Origin of the sequence: Desulfovibrio sp. SGI.102, assembly GCF_050314315.1 — a bacterium.
Lineage (GTDB): Bacteria > Desulfobacterota > Desulfovibrionia > Desulfovibrionales > Desulfovibrionaceae > Desulfovibrio.
Window position 1 is genome coordinate 54,741 of the sequence record NZ_JBNPNC010000003.1, and the last position, 12,587, is coordinate 67,327.

The following is a 12,587-nucleotide window of genomic DNA, read 5'->3' on the forward strand; positions in this document are numbered from 1 at the left end:
CGCCCGCGTACGGGACGACGATGCTGGAGATCATCGCTTTTTGTTGCGGCGCCCTGGTCATGGTGCTGGAGATGGTGGGCGCGCGCGTGCTGGCCCCGCATGTGGGCACCTCGGCCGTGGTCTGGACCAGCCTCATCGGCGTGGTGCTGGCCTGTCTTGCCGTGGGGGCCTGGCTGGGAGGCCGCCTGGCCGACAGGCACCTTTCCCGGCGGGGGCTGGCCTTCATCCTGACGGGAGCTTCCCTGGGCAGCGCCCTGGCCGCCGGGACGCACCGTCTGGTGGGGGAGGCGCTGAGCGTCGCCATCACGGACATCCATCTGGCCGCCGTGGCCTGTGCCCTGGGCATCCTGGCCCTGCCCGCCCTGTGCTGCGGCATGATCAGCCCCTACATCATCCGGCTGCGCATCCGGGACGTGGCCACGTCCGGCGCCACGGTGGGGCGGCTGTACGCCCTGTCCACGGCGGGCAGCATCGTGGGCACCTTCCTGGGGGGCTTCGTCCTCATCTCCTTCTTTGCCAGCGGCACCATCCTCTGGGGCGTGGCCCTGGGCCTGCTGCTGCTCTCGCTGCCGGCCGAGCCCTCCCGCTCCTGGGGGCGGCTGGGCCTTGTGCTGTTGCTGCTCCTGCTGGCCGTCTGGGACCGGCAGTTCCGCCGGACGGAAGGCCCCCTGATGGTGGAGAGCCCCTACAACTGCATGCTGATCCACGAGAGCCGCGACAGGGGCAGGCCGGTGCGCATCCTCTCCACGGATCCCGACTACAGCCAGTCGGGCATGTATCTGGACGATCCTGACGAGCTCTATTTCGACTACACCCGCTTTTATGCCCTGGCCGTGCTGGCCCGTCCGCAGGCCCGGGACATCCTCATGCTGGGCGGGGGCGGCGGCTCCGTGCCCAAGTGGCTGCTGTCCGGCAAGAGCGGGCTGGACGCCGCAGACCTGCGCCTGACCGTGGTGGAGCTGGATCCCGGCATGAGCGCCGTGGCCCGGCGCTGGTTCTTCCTGCCCGGGGACGACCCGCGTCTGCGCCTGATCCATGCCGATGCCCGGACCTTCCTCAACCGGCAGCGGGAACAGTATGACATCCTGCTGGTGGACGTGTTCAACTCCTGCTATTCCATCCCCTTCCATCTGGGCACGCAGGAGGCCTTTGCCGCCATGCGCCGTGCCCTGCGCCCCGGCGGCGTGCTGGCCATGAACGTCATCGCTGCTGTGGAAGGCGAGGACGGCCGCCTGCTGCGGGCCATCCATGCCGGGCTGCAACGGCATTTCGCCCGGGTGGAGGTCTTTTGCGTCACCGACCCCGGGCATCCCGGCCAGTTGCAGAACCTGATGGTGCTGGCGTTCAGCGACGCCGCCACGGCCGCGGCCCTGCGTGACGGCCCGGGGCATTCGCCGGAGATGGCGGCCATGCTGGCCTGCCGTTATCGTCCTTCCCTGCCGGTTACGGAGCCCCTGCGTGACGACTTCGCCCCGGTGGAACGTTTCGCCCTGTCGCTGCTGCGGCGTCCCTGAGCCGGAGAGCTCGTCCTTCTTCTGTGATTTCCTTGATGTGGTCAGGCCCGTTGCGGCAGGTCGTGCCCTTCGTCACTTTCTGCGGCGAGAGGGCGGCACGGCCATCCGTTTGGGGGGAAACGGCAGGGGGCAGGGTCCCATACTGCGCGGAGCCGGGAAAGCCGCATGCGCCTGTGCGGGCCGCAGCCATGCCCGCCCAAGGGGGGCAGGCTTGCCGTTTGGCCCCGAAATGCGTAGATTGTGCGCCATGAGAGGGATGGCACGGCCCTGGCGGCCCGTGCAGACTCTTTACTTCAACCGTGCACGTCCCGGGTGCGCGTTCGCAAGGAAGGCAGTTTTGAGCGAATCCATCGATGATCTCACAGTGGAATATGAGGAGAACGGACAGATCATCCTCAAGGAACTGGACAAGATCGTCCTGAGCAAGGGCGCCTGGACCACTATCCTCTTCCGCTATCAGGAGTGGAAGCCGCAGACCTCGTCCTACGGCCCCGACAAGTATGTGATCCGCCGCTACAAGAAGATGGGCGGCGAATACCGGCAGCAGAGCAAGTTCACCATTTCCAGCGCCGATCAGGCCCGCAAGATCGTGGACGCCCTGCAGACCTGGATCGGGGAGGCCGAGCAGGAAAAGTAGCCGGGACAGTCTGTGCCTTCCCAGAGGTGCTGTTTGAGGAAAAAAGGGCGCTGCACATGCAGCGCCCTTTTCGTGTCCATAAGGGATGAAAAAAGGACCGTCGGAAAAGGGCGGTCCTTGATGGGACGGGATGCGGGGGAGCAGTCCCGCCCTCGCGGGGGCAGAAAGGAAACCCGGCAGCATGCTGCCGGTCATAAAAACATGGAAGAAGTATAGCCCTTTGGCCGGGCAAGGCAATGCCCCGGGCCCGGAGTGTACAGTTTGATACACAGTTACGGCAGGCAAGGCGGTATACGGGCATCGCGTCCATCCCGGGAAGGAGCGGGGCCGTGCCTTGCCATGTGCCTGCGTTTGGGTGGGCCGGTGCCGGTCGCGCTTCTTTCCGGGCAGTTCTTCCGCTTTTGCGTTCCGGCCCTATCCGCCTTGTCGGGACCGTCGGCTGCGGCTATACAGAGGGGGTATCAGGCTGAGGTGCCGCCGCAGGGCCCCGGTACGGGCACGGCAGGCGGCGGTGACGTTGGGCAATCTTCAACTTCTGGAAAATCCTGTGGAAAAATGTTCCTTGCGCGAACTGCTGGCCAAAGCCTCTCCCTTGCGTTCGGGGGACGTGCTGGCCGGCATCGCGGCCGAGAATGAGGAGGAGCGCATCCGGGCCCAGATGGCCCTGGCCGATGTGCCCCTGAAGCGTTTCCTGTCGGAGTGCGTGGTGCCGTACGAGACGGACGAGGTCACCCGGCTCATCATGGACAGCCACGATGCGCAGGCCTTTGCGCCGGTCAGCTCCTTCACGGTGGGCCAGCTGCGCGACTGGCTGCTGACCCCTGCCGCGGACACGGCGACCCTGACGGCCCTGGCGCCGGGCCTGACCCCGGAGATGGTGGCCGCGGCCAGCAAGCTCATGCGTATCCAGGATCTGGTGCTGGTGGCCTCCAAGTGCAGCGTGGTGACGCGCTTTCGCGATACCATCGGCCTGCCGGGGCGTTTTTCCTCGCGCCTGCAGCCCAACCATCCCACCGATGACGCGCGCGGCGTGCTGGCCTCCGTCATCGACGGCCTGCAATACGGCTCCGGGGACGCGGTCATCGGCATCAACCCGGCTTCGGACAGCCTGCCCGCCATCGGGCGCCTGCTCCGCCTGCTGGACGATGTCATCGCCCGTTACGACATCCCCACCCAAAGCTGCGTGCTGACCCACGTCACCAACACCCTGGAGATGATCCGGCGCGGCGTGCCCGTGGACCTCTGCTTCCAGTCCATCGCCGGTACGGAAAAGGCCAATGCCAGTTTCGGCATCTCCCTGTCCCTGCTGGACGAGGCCTGGGACGCCACCCTCTCCCTGAAGCGCGGCACGGTGGGGGACAACGTCATGTATTTCGAGACCGGGCAGGGCAGCGCGCTTTCCGCCGGGGCCCACTTCGGCGTGGACCAGCAGACCCTGGAATGCCGTGCCTATGCCGTGGCCCGGCGCTACCGGCCCCTGCTGGTCAATACGGTGGTGGGCTTCATCGGGCCGGAATATCTGTTCAACGGCAAGCAGATCATCCGTGCCGGTCTGGAGGACCATTGCTGCGGCAAGCTGCTGGGCCTGCCCATGGGCGAGGACGTCTGCTACACCAACCACGCCGAGGCCGACCAGGACGACATGGACATGCTCCTGACCCTGCTGGGCGTGGCGGGCTGCAATTTCGTCATGGGCATCCCCGGTGCCGACGACATCATGCTGGGCTACCAGTCCACGTCTTTCCACGATGTGGCCTGGCTGCGGCGGGTGCTGGGCAAGCGGCCCGCACCGGAATTCGAAGCCTGGCTGGAGCGCATGGGCATCCTGTCCGCCGCGGGCGAGCTACTGCCGCCCGGTGAGCGCCGGGGCATGGCCGCTCTGGGCCGGGAACTGGAGGAGGGCGGCCATGGCAACTAGGCAGGATGAGCTCGCGGGCGCCGCGCCCGCCATCGTGACGCCGGACCCCTGGGAAGAATTGCGCCGCTTCACCGATGCGCGCATCGGTCTGGGCCATTGCGGGGTGAGCCTGCCCGTGAAGCGCTGGCTGGAATTCCGTCTGGCCCATGCCCGCGCCCGGGATGCCGTCATGACGCCGCTGGATGAAGAACAGGTGCGCGCCGGTCTGGCCGCCCACGGTCTGGAATGCCTCTCCCTGAGCAGCGCGGTGGCGGACAGGAACGAATATCTAACCCGGCCGGACAAGGGGCGTCGTCTTTCCGTGGCTTCGCGGCAGCTGCTGGATGCTTGGATGGACGCGCATCCCGGCAGTGCGCCGGACGTGAGCGTGGTCATCTGTGACGGCCTGTCCGCACGGGCCGTGCACGAGAACGCCGTGCCCTTCGCGTCCCGTTTTCTGGAAGAAGCGGCCGCTGCCGGGCTCAGTGCCGCGCCGGTGGCTCTGGTGAAGTTCGGCCGCGTGGCTGTGGGCGACGATGTGGCGGCCCTGCTCAATGCGCGGCTGGTGGTCGTGCTGGTGGGCGAACGCCCCGGCCTCAGCTCGCCCGATTCGCTGGGCGTCTACATGACCCACGCGCCCACGCCCGGCCTGACCGACGAGGCCCGCAACTGCATCTCCAACGTGCGCGCCGCGGGCCTGCCCGTGGAGGAGGCCGTGCGCAAACTCTGCTATCTGGTGGAGAATGCCCTTGTCCGGCGCCTGTCCGGTGTGGATCTCAAGGACGACGTGCCGCCCGGCTATCTGCCGTTCGCGGAGACGCGGGCATTGGGATAGGGAAGACGGGGAGGCCCGGCAGGACACCGGGATATCTATGAAAAATGAAAAGGCAGGTTTCCGCGAAGGGAACCTGCCTTTCAAATATTGGTGGGCCCACCAGGACTCGAACCTGGGACCTGCCGGTTATGAGCCGGAGGCTCTACCAACTGAGCTATAGGCCCACGAAGGAAGCGAACTATAGCCGGAAGGACGCTTGGCGGTCAAGCCCTTCCGGCAGGGCTTGAGGGCCGGGCTCCGGCGGGGACAGCCGGGCGGGCCTGTGCGGTTCCGCAAAAACGAACGGGGCTGCCCGCATGTACGGACAGCCCCGCAACAGGCAGGTATCGCAGCGGGGGCGCTACATGGCGCCGCCGGCGTTGAGCTTGCTGATCTGTTCGTCCATGGCCTTCTTCAGGGGCGCGGGCAGGCCCATGATGTCCACGTTGAGGAAGCCGCGCACGATGGTGGAGGTGGCTTCGTCCTCGTCCAGGCCGCGGGCCATGAGGTATTCGATCTCTTCCTGGGCGATCTTGCCCACGGCGGCTTCGTGGGAGAGTTCCACGCCGTCGCGGCAGCTGTCCAGTTCGGGGATGGCATGCACGCGGCCGCCGCCCACGATGAGGCCCTTGCACTCCAGATGGCCCTTGACCGGGGTGGCCGAAGCGCCGATGAAACCGCGGTTGATGATGGTGCCGCCGGTGGTCAGGGTGCGGGAGATGATCTCGCCGCGGGTGTGGGGCGCGTTGAGGTGGATGGCGCTGCCGCTGTCCACGTAGGAGCCCGTGGGCGTCACGATGACCGAGTTGAAGGTGGCCACGGCGCCCTCGCCGTTGAGGTCGATGCGGGGATAGGATTGCAGGCTGCCCACGCTCTTGAGCAGGATGTAATTGTTCTGGAACACGCCCCCGGCTTCCACCACGCCCGCCGAGCGCGGCCGCACGGTGGTGGAGTCGCCCCAGTTGTGGATCATGGTGAAGGTCAGCTTGCCGCCCTTTTCCACATAGTATTCGGTGATGCCCAGATGCGCGGCATCATTGCTGTGCTGGGAGGTGGCGCAGCCGCCCAGGATGTTGAGCTCGGCGCCTTCTTCCACCACCACGATGTTGTGCACGGCCTGTCCGGCGGCATTGCCCTTGATGAACATGCAGGACTGCACGGGCTGGCTGATCTTCACGCCCTTGCGGGCACGCACGAAGTAACCGCCGTTGAGGTGCTCGTAGGCCATGCGGGTGATCTCGTCCTTGTTGGGATCGAGCAGCTTCCAGTAGTACTGCGGCAGGCCGTCGAACTTTTTGAGGGCCGCGCGGATGTCCATGAGGTCCAGGCCTTCCTGCCGGGTGGTGCAGTGCACGTCGGCATGGTTGAGCTGCATGAAGGCACCGCTGACCTTGGTGTCGTGCACGTCGATGCCGGCCAGGACCAGGCGCTGCTGGTCTTCCTGGGGCAGACGGGTCAGATCTTCGATGGGGGCGGAGTTCTCACCGCCGCTGAAGTTGAAACGGGAAAGGTCGATGCTGCTCATACCAGGGGAGCCTCCGCGATTTTGCCGAACATGTCGCCGGCCAGGCAGCGCAGGCATTCCTGGTAGCCGTGCTGGGCGATATGGTCGAGGATGACGCGCGGGCGCGCTTCACAGCAGAGCTTGCCGTGATACATGACCTGTCCGCGGTCGGCGTTGACGTATTCAAGGATGTGGCCGGTGTGGGTGATGATGAGCCCGCTGGTGGAACGCTGGCGACCCTGCTCGCGCAGGGTGGCGCTACAGCAGTCGGGCACGCCGTCCAGCAGCTTGCGCACGGTCTTGCCCACCAGGGCCATGTTTTCCAGGTCCACGCCGGATTCCGGCTCGTCGAAAAGCAGCAGGTTGGGCTGCTGGGCCATGAGCTGCAGCAGCTCGGAGCGCTTGATCTCGCCGCCGGAGAAACCGGCGTTGACGTCGCGGTCCAGGAAGGTATCGAAATGCACGCGCTTGGCCATGGCGGGGATGTCCATCTTGCGGCCGCGGCCGCACAGTTCCACCATCTTGCCCGTGGGCAGGCCGTGGATGGTGGGCGGGCGCTGGAAGGACATGCCGATGCCCAGACGGGCACGCTCGTACATGGGGGCGTAGGTGATGTCGTGGCCCTTGAAGATGATCTTGCCCCGGGTCACCTCGTAGCCGGAAAAGCCCATCAGCGTCATGAGCAGGGTGGTCTTGCCGGAGCCGTTGGGGCCGAACAGGATAAAGGTTTCGCCCGCTTCCACCTTCAGGTCGATGCCCTTGAGCACCGGCGTGCCGTGGACGGAAACGTGCAGGTCTTGGATCTCAAGCATTGTTTCCCTCAATTATGCCGGAAGTCCTCCCCCTTGCGGGAGCCCGGCAGGCTTTCTAGTCCTGGGGGTCGGTTTCACCCAGATATTCCATGACGTCGTAGTGCACGTGGTCCAGCACATGCGTCAGGTAGGAGACGCATTCGTCGCCCACGGCATGGCCCAGCAGGTCCACGATGAACGCGGCGCGCTTGGCGTTGACAAGGGCGACATTGCCGGGATCGCCGTCGTCGGGGATGGCGCTCACGGCTTCGTGGAAGGCCACGAGGTCATCTTCGGTCAGGTGCTTGATGGGCTGGGGTTCGTCATTGATGTAGGGGACGCCTTCCCGCAGTTCCAGCATGACGGGATTGCCGTGCATGATCGCGATGCAGACTTGCATGATATTGATACCTCGCTGTGAAGTTGGGGGCATAGTGGCAAACTTGGACAGGCATGTCCAGTAGGGCCCCTGTTTCGGAACGCGTGCTCGCTGCGGGCCGGCGGACCTTTCCCCCGCTATAAAGATGGGGTCGCGGCGGCAAAAGGCAAGGCCGCTTCCGGCCGGGCTCCGGGATTTTCGGGCAAAAAAAAGGCCGGGGCAGGGCCCCGGCCTGGAAAGGCGTGCTCAGGCTAGCTCAGCTGGGAGATCAGGGTCTCCTTGATGGAGTCGATGGTGCCTTCGCCGTTCAGTTCGATGTACTTGGTCTTGCCTTCGGCGGCCAGGTTCTTGAAGAAGTAGGCCGCGGCCAGGGTGCCGTTCTCGGTGTTGTAGTAGATGTCGTGACGCTTGTTGATGGCGGCTTCGTCCTGGTCGTCGGAACGGGTGGAGAGCTCACCGCCACAGACGCGGCACTTGTCACCGTTGGGCTTGATGGCGTCGATGAAGATGTTGTTGGGATGGTTGTTGTTTTCCTTGCACAGGCGACGGCCCATGATGCGGTTCTTGGCGATCTCGCGGGGCAGCAGGATCTCGATGACGTAGTCCAGTTTCAGACCTTCGGCCTGCAGGGCTTCCCACAGTTTCTGGGCCTGCACCATGTTGCGGGGGAAGCCGTCCAGCAGCCAGCCGTCCTTGCCCTTGGTCTTCAGGGTCTCCAGCACCATGGGGATGGTGATGTCGTCGGGCACCAGGTCGCCGCGATCGATGTATTCCTTGGCCTTCTTGCCCAGCTCGGTGCCGCCGCCGATGTGCTCACGGAAGATGGCGCCGGATTCGATGTGAGCAAGATTGTACTTAGCCTTGACCAGGTTGCCCTGGGTGCCCTTGCCGCTGCCGTTGGGACCAAAGATGAGGATATTCATGGCGCTTCTCCTTATTGAGACGGACCGTTGTTGGGTTTGTGCAAAAAAGAACAGATAGAGCCTGTCTACCCTTTGCAGGCGGTTCTGTCAACGGGGGCGGGGAAAGTGCAAGGCCTTTTCCGGCAGGGGAAGGCCGGTGGGACCGGAACGAAAAAGGCCGGGACGCGGGATCAGCGGAACAGGTTCCAGGTGCCTTCCATGACCCCGCCCAGCAGCTCGAAGATGCCGTGGGTCAGGCTGGTGACGGCGTAGAGGATGGCCGTCCCTGCGCTGACCGAGGTCTTGGGATCATGGAGCTTGCCGGTCACGCGCACGGGGAATTCCTGCATGCGGTCGGTCTTGACGAAAAGGTTGCAGTCCAGGTCTTCGTTGTTGAAGTCGATGCGGCCGCCGCCGCGCACGCGCATCTCGGCATCCTGATAAAAGATGTTGCTGCTGCGGGCCACACCGCCCTGCATGTTGCCCGAGGCGCTGAGGCGCTGGAAGCGGGTGGGCTTGCCGCCGGGCCGCCCGGCCTTGTCGCGGTTCTGGTAGCTGCCGTTGATGATGGCCACGCCCCAGGTGCCGGAAAGGGCCGCGGGCATCTGGCCGCTGCCGGTCAGGTGGGCGCTCATCTCCGATTCCACCGAGGCCAGCCCCCGCACGGCGCGCTTGTCGTTGCGGTCGTTGCTGGCGGCGTCGAGGTTGATGTTCAGGGCCCTGACCTTGGTGGTGTAGCTCAGGCCCCGGTCGAAGCGGAAGTCGCCCGAGGCACGCAGGCGCGAATTGTAAAAGTTGCCTTCCAGCGCAGGCACGGAAAGGTGGCCGTCCTTGAGGCTGAAGCGGGTGGCCATCTGCTGCATGCGCAGGCGCATGAAGCGCACCCTGTCCACGCTCAGGCTCCCCTGGGCATCGAAGGCCTTCATGAAGCGCAGGTCCCAGGGAGCGCCCGGGGCCTTGCTCCGTCCCTTGCTGCGGGCCTGGTCGGGGAACATCTCCGCCAGCAGGCGGTCCAGATCGAAGTCCGCGGCATGCAGGCGCAGGTCCAGTTGCGGGGTGCCGCTCCAGTTCACGGCAGCTTCGCCGTCCACCTGCTGCCAGCCCAGGCTGCAGCGCAGGTCCTTGAGGCGCAGGCTGTCCGGGGTACCGGAGGCCGTGCCCTTGAGGCGCAGGCTGTTGAGGGAGGCGGGCAGGGAGGCGGGCGCACTGCCCCGGATCTGCCGGAGGCTGTGCTTCAGGTCGCGGGCGGCAAGGTCCACGTTCCCGCCCCAGGTCAGGCCGCTGCGGCCGTTGCTGACGTCCAGATCGCCCTTGAGCTGCAGGCCCAGCGCCGAGAGCGTGGCCTTTTTCAGCTTCAGCCCGGCAGGGCCCGCACAGCTGAACACGCCGTCGGCATCCAGATCCATGCCCTGGGGCAGCAGATCCTTTTCAAGGGACGGCAGGTGCAGGCGCAGGGAACCGGGCAGATCCTGCCAGGCCACGAACTCCTTGCCGCCGAACCAGACGAGGCCGTCCAGCTTCTGGGTCAGGGAAAGATCCTCACCCTCCAGCGAGGCCGTCCAGCGGCCTTCGAAACCGGCCCGGGCCGGAGTGGGACGCAGGTCGCGGCGGGCGCTTTGCAGGTCGAGGCGCAGCGAGAGTTTTTCGAAGGGCAGGCTCTTTTTGCCTCCGGCGGGCAGCAGGCCCTTGCTGCCGTCGGCCGTGACCGTGCCGCGCATGCTCTTCAGGAACACGTCCAGGTCGCTGCCCCGGCTGGTGATGGCCGTCTGGGCGGACAGCATGCCGCGCCGTACGGGGATGAGGTCGAAATCCCTGACCAGCTTGCTGCCGTGGACCTTGTCCAGGCGCAGGTCGATGTCGAAGGTGGGCATGTCCGAAGGCCCGCCGATGGCGCAGCGGCCCTTGAGGCGGCCTTCGTAAAAGTCGCCCGTGGCCCGGATCACGGCCGTGCCGTTGCCTGCCTTGTCGGGGGTGCCGGGTTCGATGACCACGGCCGCGCCGGTGATGGTCACAGGGCCGTAATGCACGGTGCGGGCATTGAGGCGGATGTCATAACCGATATCCAGGTCCGTGGCGGGATCGGGCGGCGGCAGCGGCGTGGAGCGCGAGGCCCGCAGGCTGGTCAGGGGCCCGTGCGGGAAATAGACCTGCAGGGGCAGGGTGCCCACGGCTTCCGGGATGGCCCGGCCCAGCGTTACTTCCGGGGCGGTCAGGTCAAGGGCCACCACCGGCTCGGCCCAGCGGGCCACGCCGCCGGAACCGGTAAAGCGCGAGCCCGAGGCATGGGCCACGATATAGGGCACGCGCAGGCCTTCAGCATCCAGTTCGAATTCCAGAAGACTGTCCGTGATGTTGTCCAGGGCCATCTGAAGGCCCGGGGCCAGATCACGGGCAAAGCCCAGCCAGCGTGTCAGGCTCAGGCGGTGGGCCTGCAGGCTGCCGTTGAGGACGGGGCCCCGCTGTTTGTCGAGGATCAGGTTGCCGTCGAGGGTGGCGCTGTCTTCGCCCAGTTCCAGCCGGATGCGTTCCAGGCGCACGGGCGGGCGCGTCCCTCCCGCAGCGGGCAGATCGGGCTGGGGGGCCACCTGGGGTGCGGGAACTGTCTTTGCAGCGGCGGCATCAGCGGCCGGTGAACGGGGGGCGGACGGGGCAGGAGCCGTTGCGGGACCTTCCTTTCCGGCTGCGGCCAACTCCTGCGGATCGGGCAGGAAGACCTCGCGCAGCATGCGCCGTACCGAGGCCTGCGGCGCGTTCCTGTCCTGCAGCAGGCGGCCGGCCACGGCAAAGGGGATGGGCTCGTCGTCCTGCATCAGGTCGCCCTGGATGTCATGATCCAGCTGCCAGCCCGCGGCCGTGGCCGTGAAATCGAGGTTCATGCGTACGCGGGGCAGGTGGGGCGGCAGATGCAGCAGGGTACGCAGGCGCAGGCGGGGCGTATCGCTCAAAAAACGAAGCGGACGGCTGCGGCCTTCCACGAGCAGGTTTTCCAGGTCGAGCACGGGGATCTCTTCCCCGGCGGCCAGGTTGCGGATCAGACCTGCCTGCAGCTTGCCGCGCACGTCCTGAAGACCGCGCAGATGCAGCACGCAGGAAAGGTTGCCCGCGCGCAGGGAAGAAGCGTCCTGGGCCTGGAAGGAGAAATTGCCCTGGTCTATCTCTATCTGGAGGGTACCGGGCAGCAGGCCGTCCAGCCGGGCCAGCCCTCCCGTATCGCCGCTGCCGCCCCCGGCGGCGGAGCCCAGCTTGCGCAGGTCCAGCGTGGGCAGCGGGAGGCTGCCGGAGAGCACGGGATTCTGCAGGGCCACGTATTCCAGTTCCAGCCGTCCCTGCAGCAGGGCGGTCAGGCGGGGGCGCAGGCGGGCCGTGCGGACGGAGATGTCCAGCTCCTTGATGCGGATGCGCACGTCATCGGCCTGGATGGCCGGAGGCAGCCAGGAAAGGCCGATGGACCTGACATGCAGGTGGAGGCCCGTACGCTGGGTAAAGTCTTCCAGCAGGGCATGGGTGATGGCGACGGAATTGTGCTGCACATAGACCATGGCCGCGCCGGCCAGCAACAGGATGCCCAGCAGCAGGGCTGCCAGACAGCGGAGGAAAAGACGCAGGCGGCGGGATGGTTCGGGCATGGCAGGAAGGCTGCTTGACGATGAAAAGGGGCAAGGCTAGGTTGACGAAGCGCTGTCGCGGCGTGCGCGGAAGGCACGACAAAAGCCCCGCCGGAGGGAAAAGCCCGCTTCCGGGCAAAAAACGGAACAGCCCTAGCGGCTGCTGTCCATGTGCAGGTCCAGACCCGGGTCCACCACCGGCGTGCGGGGCGCGGCCTTCTTGGCCGCAGGCGCATCAAAGCTCAGATGCAGCAGGGGATCCTGTGCGGCAGGCGTGGCCTGCACGGCTGTTTCGGCCAGTTTGGGGGCAGGGCAGCCCAGGGCATCCAGGCGGGCTTCCATGGCGCGCAGCAGCACGCGCATCTGGGCGTGTTCGTCACGCAGGGCGCGGTTCAGGCGTTCCTGGCTGCGCAGCATGTAGAATTGTACGGCAAGCATGCCGAGAAAACAAAGAAAAATAAAGAGCATCAGGGAAAACATGGGGCGGCCTCGCGGATATTCTGGCGGCCGTCGTGCCCATGTTTCCGGGGCTGGCCGCAGCTCC

The 12,587-nt window shown here is 66.1% G+C and carries 10 protein-coding genes and 1 tRNA gene; 4 read left to right on the forward strand and 7 right to left on the reverse strand.

Translation table 11 applies throughout. The annotated features are described in order from the left end of the window. Window positions 1–20 precede the first annotated feature (20 nt). From ACQRCJ_RS01435 to eutC, 4 genes are all read left to right on the forward strand, one after another. A complete protein-coding gene (locus ACQRCJ_RS01435) occupies window positions 21–1,514 on the forward strand; it encodes a fused MFS/spermidine synthase (protein WP_289615973.1) in 1,494 nt (497 codons plus the stop codon). A 337-nt stretch (window positions 1,515–1,851) separates the two neighbouring features. Next, entirely contained in the window at window positions 1,852–2,151 is a 300-nt protein-coding gene (locus ACQRCJ_RS01440; protein WP_204625174.1) for a hypothetical protein, read from the forward strand. A 547-nt stretch (window positions 2,152–2,698) separates the two neighbouring features. Then, window positions 2,699–4,069 carry an ethanolamine ammonia-lyase subunit EutB gene (locus ACQRCJ_RS01445; RefSeq protein ID WP_300706353.1) on the forward strand — a complete coding sequence of 457 codons (1,371 nt, stop codon included), beginning with the start codon at window positions 2,699–2,701 and terminating at the stop codon, window positions 4,067–4,069. After that, window positions 4,059–4,883 (forward strand): ethanolamine ammonia-lyase subunit EutC, encoded by an 825-nt coding sequence (eutC, locus tag ACQRCJ_RS01450; RefSeq protein ID WP_302261181.1) that lies wholly within the window; start codon window positions 4,059–4,061, stop codon window positions 4,881–4,883. The genes ACQRCJ_RS01445 and eutC overlap by 11 nt, the downstream gene beginning before the upstream one ends. An 88-nt stretch (window positions 4,884–4,971) precedes the next feature. Here the strand turns inward: eutC and ACQRCJ_RS01455 are convergent. From ACQRCJ_RS01455 to ACQRCJ_RS01485, 7 genes are all read right to left on the reverse strand, one after another. Next, window positions 4,972–5,047 (reverse strand) — tRNA-Ile (locus ACQRCJ_RS01455). Between the two features lie 176 nt (window positions 5,048–5,223). After that, window positions 5,224–6,387 (reverse strand): SufB/SufD family protein, encoded by a 1,164-nt coding sequence (locus tag ACQRCJ_RS01460; protein ID WP_168934497.1) that lies wholly within the window; start codon window positions 6,385–6,387, stop codon window positions 5,224–5,226. Beyond that, entirely contained in the window at window positions 6,384–7,178 is a 795-nt protein-coding gene (locus ACQRCJ_RS01465; protein ID WP_297139998.1) for an ABC transporter ATP-binding protein, read from the reverse strand. Before ACQRCJ_RS01465 ends, ACQRCJ_RS01460 begins: the two co-directional genes overlap by 4 nt. A gap of 55 nt (window positions 7,179–7,233) precedes the next feature. Next, complete coding sequence (locus ACQRCJ_RS01470; protein WP_006006222.1) at window positions 7,234–7,557, reverse strand: hypothetical protein; 324 nt, start codon at window positions 7,555–7,557, stop codon at window positions 7,234–7,236. 230 nt (window positions 7,558–7,787) lie between these two features. Further along, the gene (locus ACQRCJ_RS01475) at window positions 7,788–8,459 is read right to left on the reverse strand and encodes an adenylate kinase (protein WP_006006223.1); all 672 of its coding nucleotides are present in this window, start codon (window positions 8,457–8,459) and stop codon (window positions 7,788–7,790) included. Window positions 8,460–8,629: 170 nt separating this feature from the next. Continuing rightward, a complete protein-coding gene (locus ACQRCJ_RS01480; protein ID WP_427799208.1) occupies window positions 8,630–12,064 on the reverse strand; it encodes an AsmA-like C-terminal region-containing protein in 3,435 nt (1,144 codons plus the stop codon). A 132-nt stretch (window positions 12,065–12,196) separates the two neighbouring features. Further along, window positions 12,197–12,481 carry a hypothetical protein gene (locus ACQRCJ_RS01485; RefSeq protein ID WP_239463774.1) on the reverse strand — a complete coding sequence of 95 codons (285 nt, stop codon included), beginning with the start codon at window positions 12,479–12,481 and terminating at the stop codon, window positions 12,197–12,199. Window positions 12,482–12,587: the final 106 nt, after the last annotated feature.